14 protein-coding genes are annotated in these 18,298 nt (G+C 58.8%); 6 read left to right on the forward strand and 8 right to left on the reverse strand.

The window, feature by feature from the left end; translation table 11 throughout:
• Positions 1–326: 326 nt before the first annotated feature.
• The 4 genes from PSH79_RS13810 to PSH79_RS13825 all read right to left on the reverse strand — a co-directional run bounded on the left by PSH79_RS13810 (position 327) and on the right by PSH79_RS13825 (position 4,975).
• Positions 327–1,250 carry a helix-turn-helix domain-containing protein gene (locus tag PSH79_RS13810; protein ID WP_305443751.1) on the reverse strand — a complete coding sequence of 308 codons (924 nt, stop codon included), beginning with the start codon at positions 1,248–1,250 and terminating at the stop codon, positions 327–329.
• Positions 1,251–1,425: 175 nt separating this feature from the next.
• The gene (locus PSH79_RS13815) at positions 1,426–1,968 is read right to left on the reverse strand and encodes a VOC family protein (RefSeq protein ID WP_305443753.1); all 543 of its coding nucleotides are present in this window, start codon (positions 1,966–1,968) and stop codon (positions 1,426–1,428) included.
• A complete protein-coding gene (locus tag PSH79_RS13820; RefSeq protein WP_305443754.1) occupies positions 1,965–3,860 on the reverse strand; it encodes an FAD-dependent oxidoreductase in 1,896 nt (631 codons plus the stop codon). Before PSH79_RS13820 ends, PSH79_RS13815 begins: the two co-directional genes overlap by 4 nt.
• 503 nt (positions 3,861–4,363) lie before the next feature.
• The gene (locus tag PSH79_RS13825) at positions 4,364–4,975 is read right to left on the reverse strand and encodes a dTMP kinase (RefSeq protein ID WP_305443758.1); all 612 of its coding nucleotides are present in this window, start codon (positions 4,973–4,975) and stop codon (positions 4,364–4,366) included.
• A 489-nt stretch (positions 4,976–5,464) separates the two neighbouring features.
• On the opposite strand from PSH79_RS13825, the gene PSH79_RS13830 reads away from it, so the two are divergent.
• A complete protein-coding gene (locus PSH79_RS13830; RefSeq protein ID WP_305443761.1) occupies positions 5,465–6,562 on the forward strand; it encodes a carboxynorspermidine decarboxylase in 1,098 nt (365 codons plus the stop codon).
• Between the two features lie 28 nt (positions 6,563–6,590).
• Entirely contained in the window at positions 6,591–7,835 is a 1,245-nt protein-coding gene (locus tag PSH79_RS13835) for a saccharopine dehydrogenase family protein (RefSeq protein WP_187679874.1), read from the forward strand.
• A 164-nt stretch (positions 7,836–7,999) separates the two neighbouring features.
• Here the strand turns inward: PSH79_RS13835 and PSH79_RS13840 are convergent, their stop codons facing one another.
• Positions 8,000–8,398 (reverse strand): nuclear transport factor 2 family protein, encoded by a 399-nt coding sequence (locus PSH79_RS13840; protein ID WP_305443766.1) that lies wholly within the window; start codon positions 8,396–8,398, stop codon positions 8,000–8,002.
• A 188-nt stretch (positions 8,399–8,586) separates the two neighbouring features.
• Between PSH79_RS13840 and PSH79_RS13845 the strand changes: the two genes are divergently transcribed.
• From PSH79_RS13845 to PSH79_RS13860, 4 genes are read left to right on the forward strand one after another with little or no spacing between them, the layout of a single operon-like run.
• The gene (locus PSH79_RS13845) at positions 8,587–9,774 is read left to right on the forward strand and encodes an ABC transporter substrate-binding protein (RefSeq protein WP_305443769.1); all 1,188 of its coding nucleotides are present in this window, start codon (positions 8,587–8,589) and stop codon (positions 9,772–9,774) included.
• A gap of 10 nt (positions 9,775–9,784) precedes the next feature.
• Positions 9,785–10,654 carry a branched-chain amino acid ABC transporter permease gene (locus PSH79_RS13850; RefSeq protein WP_210700008.1) on the forward strand — a complete coding sequence of 290 codons (870 nt, stop codon included), beginning with the start codon at positions 9,785–9,787 and terminating at the stop codon, positions 10,652–10,654.
• Complete coding sequence (locus PSH79_RS13855; protein WP_305443778.1) at positions 10,651–13,143, forward strand: branched-chain amino acid ABC transporter ATP-binding protein/permease; 2,493 nt, start codon at positions 10,651–10,653, stop codon at positions 13,141–13,143. Before PSH79_RS13850 ends, PSH79_RS13855 begins: the two co-directional genes overlap by 4 nt.
• Positions 13,140–14,366, forward strand: coding sequence for an amidohydrolase family protein (locus PSH79_RS13860; protein WP_305443780.1), 1,227 nt, complete (start codon positions 13,140–13,142; stop codon positions 14,364–14,366). The genes PSH79_RS13855 and PSH79_RS13860 overlap by 4 nt, the downstream gene beginning before the upstream one ends.
• A gap of 19 nt (positions 14,367–14,385) precedes the next feature.
• On the opposite strand, the gene PSH79_RS13865 is transcribed toward PSH79_RS13860, so the two are convergent.
• The 3 genes from PSH79_RS13865 to PSH79_RS13875 all read right to left on the reverse strand — a co-directional run bounded on the left by PSH79_RS13865 (position 14,386) and on the right by PSH79_RS13875 (position 18,277).
• On the reverse strand, positions 14,386–15,078 hold the full coding sequence (locus PSH79_RS13865; RefSeq protein WP_305443782.1) for a GntR family transcriptional regulator: 693 nt from the start codon (positions 15,076–15,078) through the stop codon (positions 14,386–14,388).
• Positions 15,079–15,192: 114 nt separating this feature from the next.
• The gene (locus PSH79_RS13870) at positions 15,193–16,764 is read right to left on the reverse strand and encodes a gamma-glutamyltransferase family protein (protein WP_305443784.1); all 1,572 of its coding nucleotides are present in this window, start codon (positions 16,762–16,764) and stop codon (positions 15,193–15,195) included.
• 130 nt (positions 16,765–16,894) lie between these two features.
• Positions 16,895–18,277, reverse strand: coding sequence for an HD domain-containing phosphohydrolase (locus PSH79_RS13875; RefSeq protein ID WP_370872661.1), 1,383 nt, complete (start codon positions 18,275–18,277; stop codon positions 16,895–16,897).
• Positions 18,278–18,298 lie beyond the last annotated feature (21 nt).

An 18,298-nucleotide genomic window follows, 5' to 3' on the forward strand; every position in this document is an offset into this window, starting at 1 on the left:
GCGCCAACCATAAAGCAAGATGCCGGCCATTCACCACTTGTTGATTCAAGCTGTCGACTCAATCACGGAGCAATAGTCTTCAAGCCCCTCATTTATTTCGAGGTTCATGCGTCAGCGGGGTGCTAGCTGTTGACGGTCGGCACTTGCAAATGCAGACGACTGTGCAAATCAGCCAACGTGGCTGACCTCGGCCGGGCTCAAACCGCTGAGCAGACGAGACTTATGCACCCCAAAGCCACAGGGCTGTGGTGCCGAGCAGAGTCAGCGCAATAGTCCCATCGACGAGAGCACACTAAAGACCTTTAAAAACCATCCGCGTCGTTCAATCACTGGACGGTGAGAGAGCCAAACAAACTGAATGCATGTTTGTCGCGGTATTCTTTCGGCGTCATTGACAGCCTTTCTTTGAACAGCCTCGTCATGTGGCTTTGGTCGGCAAAACCGCAATCCATCGCAACGGCCTTGAGCGGAACATTTCGCAGGGTCGACAGCAACCGCTCGGCACGCTTGAGCCGTTGCGCCTGCACATACTGATGCGGCGAAACGCCAAACACAGTGGCAAACACCCGAACGAAATGTGATGGGCTTAAATCGACAATGGCGGCCATATCCTTTACAGATATGGCGCCTGACAGGTGGGTGACGATATAGCGCTGCAAGGCATCGAGACGGGCACTGGAAATGCGTGAAGCGGTTTCTTCTTGACCATCACATTTGATGTATTTGCGCATGAGGTGAATACAGAGCTGCACTTCAAGCGACTGCGAAAAAAGATCGCTGCCGGGTTCCTCACTCAGCACTTCGGCCTCATAGCGCCCCATCAGTGCAAACAGCGCAGGGTCGTTAACAATCGGATAGTGATCAACGAAGACACGATCAATGTTCTTGTGAAAAATTTCGCTGGCGACTTTGGCCATGAGCGCTTGTGAAATGTAGATATGACTGACTTCGATATCATTCATCCAATACCAGCGAGATGATTCGCCACGGGTCAGTATCGTCACATCATTCGCCTGCACAGCGTTTTTTCGCCATCGCGAGCCGTCGTGAAACCCGAGATTTGCGGTTCCTTTTTTCCAGCGAACCAACTCATAGTCACGCATGCTGGGGATGTCCACCTCGGTTTTATAGAAACGATAACCGCGGATTGACATCCCCTTGTTCAGCAACGTATCCACTGTGCCTTTTATGGTGACTTCGCCCGGGATGACCTCGAGCATTTTCTCAGGCGCTAACAGAGTCAGACTCATCACAACTCCTTTATTGTCTTTAAGTAGTGGAGTTTTTTCACAGTTGCGGCTCCCGCCAACCCTTTGACCGGAAGCGTGTGCCGACGTTAAAAAATAGCACAAGGCAACGGCGCGGGGCGCTGGCTCATATTCGTCAGGAGCCACGCCCGGTCAGGTCATGTCACCTGAAGAAGTCTCACTCAGACTGTTTCTTGAGGTCGTCTTCGGCGGCACTGCCAGGCCTCCAGCGGCGAAGATCTGTCTGGCGTTCGTATGCTTGGGCCGTTGGATAGGTGACCAGTTCAATAGTACTGCCCCAAGGCGTTCTGGTGTACACGTAGCGATTGCCGGTACCCGCATCCAGTCCGGGAAGATCTCCTGGCTGGCTAAGCAGGGTGCCGCCTGCTTCCGCCAGCCGATCAGCGGCAGCATCGATATCGTCTACGTAGATGCAAATGTGCTGGATGCCCAGATCGCTTGGCACCACGGGCTGCGCCTGGGGCACACCGGAGTACGAAAACAGCTCCAGATTGGGTCCGTTGCCCAGCCGGAGCATGCGGATGACCTGAATCACCGCGCCTTGCGCGATGCCTAGCCCTGCCTCCACAGCTGGCCCCCCCAGCGGTTTGTCCAGCATGTCATAAAGCACCTGCGCGCCAAACGCCTCCTCAAAGAAACGGGTTGCCAGCTCCATGTCTGGAACGGTAATGCCGACGTGCTCGATAGCGCGTACGTTCATAGCGCCTCTCCTATACGTGCGGCGGACCAAAAACCTGATTGCGTGGCTTCGTACATCCTGCCTCCTCGGGCACGCGTGCCAATGCTCTGCACGTGATAATCATCAACAAGGGCGGCATGTAGTGTCGAGGGGGGGCGCGCGCCGGCCATGATGACCTGGCCGTTTACCGGCAGCGTGGCATGGGTGACGATCTTGCCGCCCAGGTTCTGCAAGATTTCCGTAAGGTGCCCGCGTTGCATATCGTTGGTGTCCACGCCGACGCTCGCCGCCGGCGAGAGCAAGCTGACGCTTCTGCCGTTCTCGGCCAGCCAGAGTGCTGCGAATAAAGCCACTTCGGTCTCGCCATAGACCGTGACCTCACGCTGCGAGGGGAACATGCCAGTGGACATCATCTGCACCACGTCTGCCTCCGGCTGAGCTGACTCGGTGCCAGTGGCAAGCAGCACGGAATCCCAGAGGTTCGGATTCATGTCCTTGCCATCGGAATTCAGGTGTACGGTGACCCCAACACGATCGAGTTCACTGGTGTAGAACTCGATCATGTTGATGACCTCCATACGAAACGGGCTCGCCGCTGCCCAGGCCCAAAGTTGCCCACCCACTCGTGCGTCGCGTTCGAGCAAGGTGACGCTGTGGCCCCGTTGGGCTGCCAGAATCGCCGCCTCACAGCCCGAAGGCCCTGCGCCGATTACCAGCACCCGCTGCTTGTGCGCGGCCGGTCGACGGGCCTGCTCGGCTCGCCGCTCCTGGCCCAGAGTGGGGTTGATAACGCATTGAGTGCCTTTACCGTTGAACATCCAGCGCGATATGCACTCATTGACAGCCAGGCAGCGGCGCACACTTTTAGGTTGCCCGCGCCGAGTCTTTATCACCGTGTCCGGATCAGCGAGTCCTGATCGTCCAAGCGCTACAAAATCCAACTCGCCCGCAGATACCGATTCAGACATTTCCTCAAGTAGCCAAGTCAGGCGGCCAACGCCAATGACGGGTATCGACACCCTCTGCTTCACAGCCTTGGCGTAATTAACCAATGAGCCGGGGGCGATCATGGGTAGCAGCGTCATCGCCGTATCGTAATTGCCGGCACTGACATCCAGCGCATCCACGTGGGGTTCGAGCATTTCGCAAAACGCCAGCCCGTCTTCCAGTGACAGGCCGCCTTCATAGGGTTCGACCACGCTCAGCCGATACAGGACGGGATAGTCAGGCCCCACCTCCTCGCGTATGCCACGAACCACATCAAGGGCAAAGCGTGCGCGGTTCTCCAGCGATCCTCCCCAGTTATCGGTGCGCTTGTTGGTGAACGGCGACAGAAACTGACCCAGCAGGTAACCGTGGGCGCCGTGCAATTCCACGGCATCGAAGCCTGCTGCAACCGCGCGACGAGCGCCTTGGACGTACTTGTCGATCAAACCCGGAATCTCGTGCTCCTCGATCGCACGCGGAGGCGTACCAAAGGCGCTAGTGATACCGGCAGTGGGCGCCAATGGCGGCTCATTACGCTCAGTGTTGCCTTGCGAGTTCTGCCGCCCGGTGTGATGCAGTTGCACGGCTATCTTCGCGCCTTCGCCATGTACTGCATCCACCAAATTGCTTAACCCTCCAATGAACCGGTCGTGATCGATCCGAATCGGATGCCCGGCAGTGCGGCCCACCTCCCAGTCGATGGAGGTATTTTCAGTGATGATCAGACCGACTCCGCCTCGGGCCCGGGCGCGGTGATAGTCAATCAGCTTGTCGTCAACTTCGCCGAACGTACTCGCAAACTGGGTGAAGATAGGCGCCTGAACGAAGCGGTTACGCAGCTGCATCTTGCCGATCCGCCCCGGCTGGTAGAGTGCCGCAGCAGGCCCATCAGACATCACCAGAGTTGTATCGCTTGAAAGGACCATAAGCTCTCTCCTCACACTATCGTTTTTATTTTTGAGGCTTGATCATGGGAGGCAGAAGCTCAGGGGTATTGAATATTCATCGCGGTTCGTTGAAGGAAATGACTTTTCGAGTGCGCCCTGATGCAAAGGTCGATCGCAGCCATATGCAATGGAAGAAGCGTGCTATCGGCCAGCAGAATTGTTCAATCCCGCTTGAATGCCAGCACATGACACTCGTGGCTCACAACAACCGACATTACGGGCAAGCCAGCAAATGCGCACGATTTTGAAATACAGAACACGGATCGGCACGTTCTACATTGCTCAAGCGGTAGTGCCGGTAAGTCCGGTCACCTCCTGTTCCAGCATTTGATCTAGCGCGAGCGTCGGGCGTTAGCGCAGCCTTAGCCTTGATACGCCTGGCGTGATCGGCGACCAGCGCAACGAATTCCGTCCCGCCCTGCGAGTATTGGCGGCAATTACGCTCCACGAACTTATAGCCACGCCCAGGCTCCACGGCGATATCACTCAAGCACCTCATAGATCGCAGAAACCACCTGCATCGTTGCGTCTTCAATCGTTCCTTCATTACGGCACAGAACCCAGCCGTGATCGGCAATCGCTTGCATGAACAGTTCGGTACACGCGACGTGCTCTGCGTACTTCTGGATCACAGTACCGCCCAAACCCCGTGATCGCGTCGCGGCCCTTGCCCATGAAATATCGGGGGCGTTGACGACGCCGACATGCAGATCAGGCACTCGCACGCCTTGATCCATGTTCAACTGGAGAATCTCGGCAAACGGGACCGTTTGTCGAAACGCGGCATCAGACGGATACCAGCGATCGATCAAGATGATGCTGTCCAGAGGCTGTTTAGTTAGCACGTGTCGGGAAATCCAGCTGCGGCTCTTAGCAAAGCCCTGACAAACAGCCCACTCCAAATCCCTGGAGGGACTTCTGGCAAGCTTGTTAACCAGGGCCATGGTTTCCCCCCTGTAGGGATCGCTTTTTCTTTCGCAAAGCCGGATAACTTTTTTGTTGTCGGCCCTCAGTACTTTCGTAACGGCCTCCAACAGTGTGGTTTTGCCGGTGCCCTTGGGCCCATCCAGAGAAATAAACAGCGGACGATTCATGGGTCACATAGCGATAGATGTACAGTTTCTGGCTCTGGACGTTCGCTGGCACCGCTTGATGCAACTGCGCGAAAACAGACATGGACGACCACTCTAACCTCATTTCAGCAATTCCATTAGCGCATCCCTTACGCATCACTTGATGCAGACAGCGAAGCAGCCAGGAAAGAAAGCGCGGACCGACACAAGTCATGAAAGCCCCGATGACACATCGGGGTGATCCGTACGGGATGGGGCACTTCCCTCCCCTCAATCAGGTTCGTTTCGAAACCCCTTCATAAGCAGAATCCTCTATTTGGTTCCGCGGCCTGGGCTTCGAGCATCGGCCCCAATAGGCTGACTTGGCTCTGGCCCTTGGCAAACACTTCGCGGTACGGCAAAGCAAATCTCGGGTTCTCTGAGTGAGTCGTACGCTCAGCTCTTTCGATATGGAGTCAGTCCGGGCACAATGCGCATCCTTTTTTGGCTGGCCTTGCCGGAGGCCTCGAAATGATCAAAACACCGTACTACCTCATCGACAAACAGAAACTGCTGACCAACATGCAGAAGATTGCCTATGTGCGCGAACAGTCCGGGGCAAAGGCCCTGCTGGCGCTCAAGTGCTTCGCGACCTGGTCGGTGTTTGACTTGATGCAGCAATACATGGACGGCACCACCTCGTCGTCGCTGTACGAGCTCAAGCTCGGCCGGCAGAAGTTCGAAGGCGAAACCCACGCCTACAGCGTGGCCTGGGCCGACGATGAGATTGAGGAGATGCTCGACAATTGCGACAAGATCATCTTCAACTCCATCAGCCAGCTGCAACGCTTTGCCAAGCGCGCTGAAGGCAAAGTCCGCGGCCTGCGAGTCAACCCACAAGTCAGCAGTTCCGATTATCTGCTGGCCGACCCGGCGCGTCCGTTCAGCCGTCTCGGCGAATGGGACCCGGTGAAGATCGAAGGCGTTATCGATCAGATATCCGGCTTCATGTTCCACAATAACTGTGAGAACGGTGACTTCGGCCTGTTCGACCAAATGCTCTGCACCATCGAAGAACGCTTCGGTGAGTTGCTGCACAAGGTCAGCTGGGTCAGCCTGGGCGGCGGTATTCACTTCACGGGTGAAGGCTATGCGCTGGATGCTTTCTGTGCGCGGTTGAAGGCGTTTTCGCAAAAGTACGGCGTGCAGGTCTACCTGGAGCCCGGTGAAGCGGCGATCACCAACAGTGCCTCACTGGAAGTGACGGTGCTCGACACCCTCTACAACGGCAAGCACCTGGCCGTGGTGGACAGCTCCATTGAAGCCCATTTGCTGGACCTGCTGATTTATCGCCTCAACGCCAAACTGGCACCGAGCGACGGTGATCACACCTACATGGTGTGCGGCAAGTCGTGCCTGGCCGGGGACATCTTCGGCGAGTATCAATTTGACCGTCCGCTGGCCATCGGCGATCGACTGTCATTCATCGATACCGCGGGTTACACCATGGTCAAGAAAAACTGGTTCAACGGCCTGAAAATGCCATCCATCGTGGTAAAGCAACTCGACGGAACGGTCGAAGTGGTGCGCCAATTTGGTTATGAAGACTACCTGTCCAGCCTTTCGTAAACGGACAGATAAAGGAGAGTAAAAGCAATTGAAAAAGAACGTTCTTATCATTGGTGCAGGAGGTGTCGCTAAGGTGGTGGCCCACAAGTGCGCACAGCATAACGATGAACTCGGTCGTATCGCTATCGCGTCGCGCAACATCTCCAAATGCCAGGCCATCATCGATAGCGTCAAGGCCAAGGGTAGCCTCAAACAACCCGCCGACATCAAAGCCTTCTCGCTGAATGCGCTGGATGTCGAGGCGACCAAGTCGCTGATCCGCGAAACCGGATCACAGATCGTCATCAACGTCGGTTCCGCATTCCTCAACATGTCGGTACTGCGTGCCTGTATCGATACCGGCGTAGCCTATCTGGACACTGCCATTCACGAGGAGCCGGGCAAAATCTGCGAGACGCCGCCCTGGTACGGCAACTACGAGTGGAATCACCTCGAAGAGTGTAAAGAGAAGAACATCACTGCCATTCTCGGTGTGGGTTTCGACCCAGGCGTGGTCAACGCCTATGCTGCACTTGCGCAGCAACAGTATTTCGACCGAATTGAATCGATCGATATTCTCGACGTCAATGCCGGTTCCCATGGCAAGTATTTCGCCACCAATTTCGATCCGGAAATCAATTTCCGTGAGTTCACCGGACAGGTGTGGAGCTGGCAGAACAGCCAGTGGACCAGTAACACCATGTTCGAAGTCAAGCGCACCGACGACCTGCCAGTGGTAGGGTCGCAGAACCTGTACCTGACCGGTCACGATGAAGTGCACTCGCTGTCGAAGAATCTGGACGTGCCCAACGTGCGCTTCTGGATGAGCTTCGGCGAGCACTACATCAACGTGTTCACCGTACTCAAGAACCTCGGCCTGCTGTCCGAGCAACCGGTCAAGACCGCCGAAGGCCTGGAGGTCGTGCCGCTGAAAGTGGTCAAGGCCGTGCTGCCTGATCCGAGTTCGCTGGCGCCCGGCTACACCGGCAAGACCTGCATCGGTGATCTGGTCAAGGGCACCAAGGATGGCCAGCCGCGTGAAGTGTTCATCTACAACGTGGCCGACCACGAGGAAGCCTTTGCCGAAACCGACAGCCAGGGCATTTCCTATACCGCCGGCGTACCGCCTGTCGCTGCTGCCCTGCTGGTCGCCCGCGGCGAGTGGGATGTCCAGCGTATGGCCAACGTCGAGGAGCTGCCGGCTGAGCCGTTCCTCAAGGCACTGGATGTAATGGGTCTGCCGACCCGTATCAAGGATGAGAATGGAGACCGTCCCTGGAACGGCGACGCCTAAGGCTCGCAACATTCAGGGGTGCTTCACTGCCTGCTCCGAAAACGCCGCTCATTGAGCGGCGTTTTTGTATCTACAAAAAATCAGGACACAACTTCTGGACATTGTTGCGCTGGCTTCTTGTTCCTGACCGGTGACCCGACCTGTCTTCTCAACACTGTGTGAACTCAAGCCTTGGCGATTTCCGGCATTAGCAGCCATTCAGCGCTGTCGTTCCAGACATCCATGTGGGTGATCTTGCCGTTGCGCACTTCGAAGCGATCCAGATAGCGATTACCGGAAAAACTGCGGCCATCGGACCATTCGCCGTACAAGGTACCGTTGGAATACACCACGGTGTGATCACCGCGATCCATCCAGTCGAAATTGCCCAAGGCTTTTTTTACCCAGGCATAACGGGAACCGTTGAACGCCGTGATGGCCTGTGGATCGGGCATGACCCGGCCGCCGGTGAAAGTGATCTTTACATCGGCACTCATGAAGGTCGCGGCCCTGACGGGATCGGGCGCCATGGAGGCCTCAAGAAAGCGGCTAACAATCTGCACGTCTTTATTTTCCTGCGACATCGTCGAATCTCCTGACTGACTATTGATAAGCACTGGTTCGACGCCTCTGCTTAGTGCAGGGCGCGTTAATTTGGCGCGTTTAGATTCAAGTTATTTGTGCCCTCTCCCCCGGTTTTACTGGGTCGGCTGACTGGCATCCTACTTGCTAGCAATAATTATGCAAATGCTAGCAATCAGGAGAATGATCAATGGCCTTCCCGCTTTTAAACCTGCAGCGTCTTGTGTTTCCCGTGGCTGCGGCAGTCACGCTCAATGTGGCTTTGTCTGGTGGCGCCCAAGCGGCCGAGCCTGCAATCAAGGTTGGTCTTGTCGCTGCTCTGTCGGGGCAGTCGGCGAAATCCGGCGAGGCGCTGACTCGCGGCCTGACCATCGCCATCGATGAAGTAAACGCCAAGGGTGGCGTGCTCGGCCGACCACTCGAGCTGGTGCGCCGCGACGACGAAAGTAATCCGTCCAAAGGCATGCTGGCGGCACGCGAGTTGGTTCAGCGCGAGAAAGTCACCGTGCTCTTCGGTGGGCTGGACACCCCGGTCTCCCTGGCCATCGTGCCTCTGGCCAACCAGCTGAAAGTGCCGTTCATGGGCATCTGGGCCGCCGGCACGAAAATCACCGAGAACGGTGCCGCGGATAACTATGTGTTCCGTGTCTCGGCCGTCGATGAACTGGTGGATGAAGCGCTGGTGAAATACGGCGCCGAGAAAGGCATGAAGAAGCCGGGGATGATCCTCATCAATAACCCGTGGGGTGAATCCAATGAAGCGGGCTTCAAGCGCGCCCTAGAAAAGCGCGGGCTGGCCAATGCCGGCGTCGAGCGTATCCAGGACAGCGACCTCGATGTGGTGCCACAGCTCACTCGCCTCAAAAACGCCGGGGCCGACACCCTGCTGATGGTCGGCAACGTCGGCCCGTCAGCGCAAGTGGTCAAGTCTCTGGATCGCATGGGTTGGGACGTGCCGGTGGTGTCGCACTGGGGGCCGGCCGGTGGCCGCTTCGGTGAATTGGCCGGCCCGAACGCTTCGCGGGTGCATTTCATCCAGACCTACGTGTTCACAGAACACAACAGCGTCAAGGGCGATGCGGTATTCGCCGCTCTGAAAAAAACCTATCCGCAGATCAAAGGCCTGGCCGACGTCACACCCGCCGTGGGCATTGCCAATGCTTACGACGCGCTGCACTTGAGTGCTCTGGCCATTGAAAAGGCAGGCAAGACCGATGGTCCTGCCGTGCGCAACGGCTTCTATGCGATTGAGGGTTATGAGGGCCTGATCAAGCACTATCAGCAGCCTTTTACAGCCAAAAAACATGACGCGCTGGGGCCGGACGACTATCTGTTCACTCATTTCGTCGACGACCAGATCGTTCCACTCAAGCCATGAGGAGTTCGCCATGTTCACCGCTGCCATCGTCACCGGCCTTGGGCTAGGTAGTATGTACGCCCTGCTGGCGCTGGGTTTTCACCTGACCTATGTGGTTTCACGCACCGTCAACTTCGCTCAAGGCAGTGCCATGATGGTCGGCGCCGTGCTGGGCTACACCTTCTGCATTACCTGGGGATGGTCGATGTGGCTGGCACTGCCGGCCACGCTGATCCTCAGTGCGCTCTATGGCCTGGTGATCGAGCGCTGGCTGGTGCGGCCGTTTCACAGTCGTGGATCGCAGGCATGGCTGATGGCAACGGTGGCCGGCGGCATTCTGGTAGATAACCTGGCGTTGTTTACCTTCGGCAAGGAGCCTCGGCAATTCACCAGCAGTCTGCTCAACGTCAATGTCGAACTGGCAGGCGCCAGTGTTGGCGCTCTGCAACTGTTGATCCCCGTGGCCGGCGCAACCATCGCGCTCGCGCTATTTCTGGTGCGGCGCTACACCCGGCTGGGCAAGGTGCTGGAAGCCTGCGTGCAAAATCCACGTGCGGCCATGCTGATGGGCATCAACGTCAATCGGGTGGTTGCCATCGCGTTTGCCATCTCAACCGTCTTCGCGGCCCTGGCGGGTCTGCTGATTGCGCCCCTGTTCAGCGTCAATGCCGAGATGGGTTTGCTGTTCGGCCTCAAGGCGTTCGCCGTGGCGATCCTTGGCGGAATTACCAGCGCCGGCGGGGTGTTTGCCGCCGGGTTGTTGTTCGGTCTCTCGGAGGCGCTGATCACCCTGTATTTCGGCTCGGCCTTCACGCAGATATTGACCTTCGCCCTGGTGATTCTGGCGTTGGCGATCCGTCCAAACGGCCTGTTCGGCAGTCAGGCACTGGTGAAAGTATGAATGACTTCAAAACTCTGCTCGGCCCGGTGTTCATCGCGTTGCTGGCGCTGCTCTGCGTTGTCATGGCGTTCACGCTAGACAGCTATTCCCTCTTGGTCTTCACCCTCTGCGCGCTCGCGGCAGTGGTCGGTGTTGGGCTCAATATATTGATTGGCCTCAGTGGCCAGATCTCCTTCGGCCATATCGCGTTTTATGCCATTGGCGCCTATGTGTCGGCGCTACTGACCATCGCGGGCTGGCCGCTGTGGCTCGCGATGCCGGTGACAGCTGTCGTCACAGGCCTGATCGGTGCGTTGCTGGCGATTCCTGCCTTGCGCGTCAGCGGCCCTTATCTGGCGATGATCACCATCGCGTTTGCCTTCATCGTCCATCACAGCCTGATCGAATGGCGTGACGTCACCGGTGGTTCCAATGGGTTGATGGGCATTCCGTTGCCTGTATTCGCCGGTCTCGACCCGGCCATCCTGTTGGCGCTGATTGCCGCAGCCTTGATGATCGGCGCCCTCGCCTTTTATCAACGTCTGCGCCACAGCGGCTTTGGCAAAGCCATGCGCGCCGTCAAGGCTTCGGAAATTGCCGCCCGCTCGCTGGGGTTCAATCCGGTTTTGAGCAAGACTCTGGCCTTCGCCCTGTCGGCCGCACTGACCGGTCTGGCGGGTGCTGTGCTGGCGCCACTATTGATGTTTATCAACCCTGAATCCTTTCCGTTTTCGCAGTCGATCCTGTTCGTACTGGCCGTCATTGTCGGTGGCAGCGGGACATTGTTTGGCCCATTGCTGGGTGCGTTGCTGATTGTGCTGGTGCCGGAGTTGCTCTCGGATTTCGCCGAATATCGCCTGTTGATTTTCTCTGCCCTGCTCCTGGTAGTGCTGTGGATCGCACCCAACGGCCTATTGGGCGCTCTCGCTCGTCGCTGGATCAAACCCACGCACTTGGTGCCACCCAACACGACCAATCAAGCGAGGCTGGCCGTGCATCTGCAAAGTCGTGGGCGCTCGAGCGGTTTACGCGTCACCGACATCGGCATTCGCTTCGGCGGCGTCCAGGCCGCGCAGCACGTAAGTCTGCACGCCCCCGCCGCCAGCATCACCAGCATTATCGGGCCCAACGGTGCAGGCAAAACCACGGTGCTGAACATGATCAGTGGCTTCTACACGCCTGACAGTGGCCAGATTGAACTGCAAACGGGCCTGGCCGGCTTGCCCGCCTGGAAAACGGCTCGCGCCGGGATTGCCCGCACTTACCAGACCACTCAGTTGTTCGGCGATATGTCGGTACTCGACAATCTGCTGGTGGCCATGCAGAAAGGCCGCCTCGGATCGCCGTTCAGGCTGTGCAGTGCCGAGCAACGCGACCTCGCCCTGGATCTGCTGGCATTGGTCGGCTATCGCGGCGCGGTCAACATCGCCGCCGAGGACTTGCCCCACGTGGACCGTCGTCTGGTGGAGATTGCCCGGGCATTGGCGACCGCCCCGGCGGTGCTGCTCCTCGACGAACCCGCCGCTGGCCTGAGCCGACGCGACACCGATGACCTGGCGCTGCTGCTGCGCAAACTGGCGGATTTCGGCTTGACGATCATTCTGGTCGAGCACGACATGGCGTTGGTCATGTCGGTATCGGAACGCCTGCTGGTGCTGGACGCGGGCAAGCCGATCGCCTTCGGTACACCGGCCGAAATTCGTCAGAACAAACAGGTCATAGCCGCCTATCTGGGTGGGACCGACTATCAGGCGACGCCACGTGAACAGGCATGGGATGGCAGTCGCGACGCGCGGTTATACGTCAAGGATCTGGTGATCGATTACGGCGCTGCGCCGGTGGTCAACAAGGTCAACCTCGTGGTCAATCCCGGTGAGATGGTGGCGATCCTGGGCGCCAACGGCGCGGGTAAATCGAGCATCTTGCAGTGTCTGGCCGGGCTGCATCGGGCCGCCAGCGGCAGCATCCTGCTGGACAATGAAAACATCGAGATGGCCAGCGCCAGTGGCATCGCCGGCAAGGGCCTGGCACTGGTTCCGGAAGGTCGCCAGGTATTCCCGTACCTGACGGTGCGCGACAACCTGTTGCTGGGTGGCTATTCGCGACGCGAAGCAATCGATACCGACGCCGAAGTAGAGGCGATCCTGCGGCGCTTCCCGCGCTTGCGCGACCGCATCGACAGCCCGGCAGGCCTGCTGTCCGGTGGCGAACAGCAAATGGTTGCCGTGGGCCGCGGCTTGATGGCCAAACCCAAAATATTGCTGCTCGACGAACCGTCGCTGGGCCTCTCCCCGGCCATGATCGGCGAACTGTACGACGCCTTGGCAGCCTTGCGTGACGATGGTGTGACCTTGTTGTTGGTGGACCAAATGGCCAACCTTGCCTTGCAAGTCGCCGATCGGGCATACGTGCTGGAAACCGGCTGCATCGTCAAATCCGGCAGCGCCGCGCAGTTGCGCGGCGACAATGAACTCGCTGCCGCGTATCTGGGTGAAGGAGTCAGTGCATGAGTGCCCTGAAAATCATTAATGCGCGCATCGGCGAAAACACCTCTGCGAGCGCGGTGTTGTATATCGAGAACGGCTATTTCGTCCCGGCCTTCAACCCGGCCACAACCGCATGGGAAACCCTCGACCTGCAAGGTCACCTGTTACTGCCGGGGCTGATCGAGACCCATATCCATCTGGACAAGGCGTGCATCATGCAGCGCTGCCATTTGCAGCAAGGCACGCTGGCCGAGGCGATTGTCCAGACAAGGGCGGCTAAAGCCGAATTCACCGAGCAAGACATCTATCTGCGCGGTGCACAGGTGCTGGACAAGGCAATCCTGCAGGGCACCACCTTCATGCGCACCCATGTCGAACTTGACCCCCAGATCGGGCTGATCGGCTTCAATGCGATCCGACGCCTGCAGACCGATTACGCCTGGGCGATCACGCTGCAAGTCTGTGTATTCCCTCAAGAAGGGCTACTCAACAACCCCGGCACCGAAGCCCTGCTCTGCCAGGCGCTGGAGAGCGGCGCCACGGTGCTTGGCGGCTGCCCCTACATGGACAGTGATCCTCATGGGCAGATTCAGCGCCTGTTCGAACTGGCCGTGGCTTACGATTGTGATCTGGACTTGCACCTGGATTTCGATCTGAATCCTGAAGGCATGACCGTGATGGAAGTGGCCCGCTGTACACAATGGCATGATTGGGGCGGTCGAGTGACCATCGGCCATGTCACCAAACTGTCGACGTTGCCCCGTGAACAACTGATGGAGCTGGGCCGGCAGTTGGCGGACGTTGGCGTGCAGGTCACCTGCCTGCCCAGCACCGACCTGTTCCTGATGGGGCGCGATGCCTTTCATAACAAACCACGCGGTCTTGCACCCTTGGCTCAGTTGCACGCCTGCGGGGTGACCTGCTCGGTCTCGACCAACAACATCGGCAACCCGTTCACGCCCTATGGCGACGCTTCGCTGATTCGCCAGGCCAACCTGTTCGCCAACGTCAGTCAGATGGGCACTGTGCCGGAGTTGCTGCAATGCCTGGCATGGGTGTCCGGCGAATCGGCACGCCTGCTACGCCTGACGGATTACGGCCTGCTACCCGGTTGCCGTGCAGATTTCATCGTCTTCGACGCGCCTTCACCGGCAGCGGTGATCGCCGAGATCAACGCGCCGTTAATGGGCTACAAGGCTGGACGTCAAACGTTTAGCAGGCCAGCAGGGGTATTACTCAAGCCATAGCGTGGCTTGCGGCAATATTTCAGTCGCTCAACGCCTGCTTGAGGTTGAACTCTTCAGGCGCTGACTCTTCCAGGGCCAGTTGCCCTTCCAGTTCGTCCAGGTGTTCGATCATGACCCTGACTGCCGTGGCGGTATCACCCGCTTCCAGCGCCGTGATGATTTCCTGGTGTTCATCGGACGCGCAGGACGGTACGTCGTTACGCTGATACAACGCGACGATCAATGAACTACGCACCATCAGGTTGGCGAGGATATCGCTGAGCACGGTATTGCCGCTGAGCTCGCCCAGCATCAAGTGAAACTCACTCAGTTCCCTGACGATGGCGCGGCGGTCGGTGTCGTTGGTGGCCTTGCGTTCGTTGTTCATGTGGCTGGCCACGCGCTGGCGCTGTTTGCGCATGACCGCCGGGGTGATCGCTTCGACAATGGCCCGCTCGATGGCCCGCCGAGCGCTGAATATATCCTTTGCCTCGCGCGCGGTTGGCTGAGCCACCATGGCGCCTCGGTTGGCTTCGATGGTCACGACTTTTTGCATGGCCAGACGCTGCAACGCGACTTGCACATGATTGCGGTTGGCTTGCAGCGTTTCGACAATCTGCGCTTCGATCAATCGCGTACCAGGCGGCAGGCGATGCTGGGCGATGGCCTTGTACAACGCATCGACGATGCGCTGGACCTCAAGCTGTTTGGCGGTGACTGTGGTCAAGCCCATCCTTTCCTCTTTTTCCCAAAGGCTTCATGCCGTCGCGCAAGACTGCGGACGGCGAGCAATGGGCGGCATTATCCGCCAGCCGCCCGGGCGGCGGCAAACCTTGTGACAGGCAGCTCAGCTCGATTGACCGAGGCTGACGCCCTCCCCCCGAGGATCGTGCATGGCGCTGCGTTGATCAGCGGCGTCAATCGCGATGATCCCGGCGTGACCGGTCATGGCGCTAAGTGCCGGAATCACTTCCACTTCGTGGCCCAGTGCGGCAAGGCCGGTGATCGTCGACTCGTGCATATCGAATTCCAGCTTGAGGTTATCGGTGCTGTCGAAAAAGCTGCGGCCGAGCAGAAAGCGTGGGGTCTGCAGGGCAAGGTCAATGGGTTGCTGATAGTCGATCAACTGCGTCGCCAGGACCATTTGCGTCTGTGGCTGGCCATCGCCGCCTTGCGTCCCGAAAAACCAGCGACGGCCGTCGTCCGCCAAGTAGCAGGAAGGGTTCAGTGTATGTGCCGGTCGCTTGCCCGGCGCCCAGCCGTTCACATGGTCCGCATCGCCATTGAACCCGGCGGCACGGTTCTGCCAGAGCACGCCGGTATCGCCCAGAATGCAGCCGGAGCCAAAGTCATGAAACAGGCTCTGGATCAGGCATGCCGTACGCCCTTGCTCATCGGTTGCGGCCATCCAGACGGTGTCGGCGGGACGACCGGGTTCGTTCCAGGGCGCCGCACGCTGGTCATCAATGGCCTCCGCATAGGCTTGAATCTTTGCCGCGCTCAGGCTCGAGGTGAAATCCCGGTCAGACGTCAACGGATCGCACAATTGCGCATTGCGGCGCAGCAGACTTTGTTTGATCGCTTCAACCAGGTAGTGATAGTAGAGCGCACTGCCATTGCCAACGTCGGCCAACGGCTTGTGCTGCAGCGCGGCCATGGCTTGCAAGGTGTAGAGCCCCTGACAGGGCGGCGCGACGTTGTACAGCGTGCCCTGACGATAACGCACGGAAATCGGCGCAGTTTCAAGGGCTCGGGTCTGAGCCAGGTCGGCGGCCGTCAAGCCGCAACCCAAGCGGTCAAATGCTGCGCCGAAGGCTTGCGCAAGCTCGCCGTGATAGAAGTCTTCAACACCGTGCCGCCCGAGATGGCGCAGGGTATTGGCCAGTTCTGGCTGGCGCAGAATGTCGCCCTCGTGCAGCCAGCGACCCTCGGTCTTGCACAGGTGATGGAGATCCGGCAGTTGCTCGATCAGCGGCTGGCGCAGGGTCTGCCAGAACAATTGCGATTGTGAGACGGACGTGCCCTGCCCGGCCATGAATGCCGCGTCCTCCAGCAGATCGGCCCAATCCAGTTTCGAACCCCATTCATGGCGACTGATAGTCGCCGCTGTCTGCCAACTGGCCAGAGCGCCCGCTGTCGTGGCAACCGACGCCGGGCCGCGCAGGCTGATCTTGCCGGCCTCTGGCAAGCGCTGCCCGGCCTGCCCGATCCCTACAATGGTGCGTACCCGACGATCATGGATCATCCACAGCGCATCGCCGCCCAGCCCGGTCATGTGCGGAAAAACCGCTGCAAGCATGGCGCTGGCCGACAACATCGCGTCGATCGCGGTGCCTCCCGCTTCGAGAACCCGCATGCCGGCAGCACTCGCTTCAGCATGAGGTGTACAGATAACCGCCCGGCGTGACGTGGCAATCATGATCAAAGGCCCTCCTGTTTTTGCTAGCCATTACGCAACATATCGTTAGCAACGCAATAAATATGCCGATTCAGCCAGCCAGGAGGTGATGCCGCAGGGAAGCACTGAGTCTTCCATGGTGGAGCTCGTTTCAAATCAAACCCAAGGTCAGGGCCTTGAGCGTCGCAGCCGCGCGGGTGGTGCATTGAAGTTTGCGGAAAACACTTTCCACATGAGTACGGACCGTGCTCGGGCTGATACCGAGTTGGCGTGCCACCTCTTTGTTGCTCCCCCCAGTACTGATGCGCCGCAAAATCTCTGTTTCGCGCTCGGAAAGCAAACCGCCGCAAGGTTTACAGACCGTCATCGAGGTCTCTCCACAGGCGGCGGCGATCACGGCCTGACAAGAACGAGGATCGAAACGCCCCTGCCCCGCCTCTTCCAGTAACAAGCATGCGGCGGCGTCGTGACTAAACGCTGGCCTCCACGGTCGATCGCTGACTAACGCTTGCCACGCCAATGCCGCCGCGAGCAAGCGATGTTCGGTTTGCAACGCGTCGGCGTTGAGACTTCGGAAGTAGCCACTGCCATCAAGTCGTTCATACGCGTGTGCCGCTACCTGTCCAGAAACCGCCAGCGCAGGGATCTGGCCACACGCACGCGACGTCCAGTAAGGCACCAGTCGCACTTGCTCAAGATCGCCCTCCAGTAATGCGCCCGGGGTATTCCAGATGCGATTGGGCACCGCCGCGCGGCCAATGCCATGAATCAGTGCCGCTTGGCCGAGATGATCAACCGCCAGCGCTGGGAGGCCCGAAAGCCTTGCGGCTTCGCGTGCCAGTTCCGAGGAGCGTCGCGAATAACCCGCCAGCCACGGCAGCTTGAGATCGATCACATCACCGACAAGCGTCAACGACACGGGAGCGGCGGCCCCCCGGGAAGCAACTGCTTGAGGCTGGCGCAGTTGATCGAGCCAGTCTTCGGCGTGTTGCAGCAGTTCGGTGGCGAGCGCCGCGGGATAGCGTTGGTCGCGATGGCTGCTGATCCACTGCAATGCGGCCTCCAGGCCATGCATGCGGGACAGGATCTCCAGATCGCCCGCCAGCAATACCTGATAAACCACTTCCGGGACTTGCGGATGACGCAGGCCGGATGGCCGGCCTGCGCCGTCGTATTGCTCGAATACGTTGCGCAGCCCGTGCTCGACTTCGCTCCTCAAGCCCAACGTACTGGCGATGTCGCCGGACACCTCACAATGAATCTGCGCCAGCGGCGTGGATCTGCGCATCGCGCGCAGACCTGCAGCGTTGAGGGTTTGACTGAGCATCGCATTGCGCCCCTCGACGTCATCTCCCAGCAGGCGAGTAAAGCCTTCCGCATTCGCGGTACATCCAGACCAGCGCAGCAAGGCCACCTGCCGCCCGATCTCGGTGTGCTCGCCGGCACCGTTACAGGCGTTTGCGAGCATCTGCACCAGTCGGGCCGTGCGACGTGACTGATCGAAAGGTTGCCCCATGCTCAGATCGCCCACCATGGATAACGCCAGGATCGCATC

It is taken from the genome of Pseudomonas sp. FP2196, from assembly GCF_030687715.1.
In the GTDB taxonomy this organism is placed as follows: Bacteria; Pseudomonadota; Gammaproteobacteria; order Pseudomonadales; family Pseudomonadaceae; genus Aquipseudomonas.

Coding starts and splice junctions, on each gene's coding strand:
- PSH79_RS13870 (WP_305443784.1), bottom strand. CDS start 16,764: ATGATTGCCACGTCACGCCGGGCGGTTATCTGTACACCTCATGCTGAA.
- PSH79_RS13840 (WP_305443766.1), bottom strand. CDS start 8,398: ATGTCGCAGGAAAATAAAGACGTGCAGATTGTTAGCCGCTTTCTTGAG.
- PSH79_RS13860 (WP_305443780.1), top strand. CDS start 13,140: ATGAGTGCCCTGAAAATCATTAATGCGCGCATCGGCGAAAACACCTCT.
- PSH79_RS13850 (WP_210700008.1), top strand. CDS start 9,785: ATGTTCACCGCTGCCATCGTCACCGGCCTTGGGCTAGGTAGTATGTAC.
- PSH79_RS13855 (WP_305443778.1), top strand. CDS start 10,651: ATGAATGACTTCAAAACTCTGCTCGGCCCGGTGTTCATCGCGTTGCTG.
- PSH79_RS13865 (WP_305443782.1), bottom strand. CDS start 15,078: ATGGGCTTGACCACAGTCACCGCCAAACAGCTTGAGGTCCAGCGCATC.
- PSH79_RS13875 (WP_370872661.1), bottom strand. CDS start 18,277: ATGGTGGGCGATCTGAGCATGGGGCAACCTTTCGATCAGTCACGTCGC.
- PSH79_RS13815 (WP_305443753.1), bottom strand. CDS start 1,968: ATGAACGTACGCGCTATCGAGCACGTCGGCATTACCGTTCCAGACATG.
- PSH79_RS13825 (WP_305443758.1), bottom strand. CDS start 4,975: ATGAATCGTCCGCTGTTTATTTCTCTGGATGGGCCCAAGGGCACCGGC.
- PSH79_RS13810 (WP_305443751.1), bottom strand. CDS start 1,250: ATGAGTCTGACTCTGTTAGCGCCTGAGAAAATGCTCGAGGTCATCCCG.
- PSH79_RS13845 (WP_305443769.1), top strand. CDS start 8,587: ATGGCCTTCCCGCTTTTAAACCTGCAGCGTCTTGTGTTTCCCGTGGCT.
- PSH79_RS13830 (WP_305443761.1), top strand. CDS start 5,465: ATGATCAAAACACCGTACTACCTCATCGACAAACAGAAACTGCTGACC.
- PSH79_RS13820 (WP_305443754.1), bottom strand. CDS start 3,860: ATGGTCCTTTCAAGCGATACAACTCTGGTGATGTCTGATGGGCCTGCT.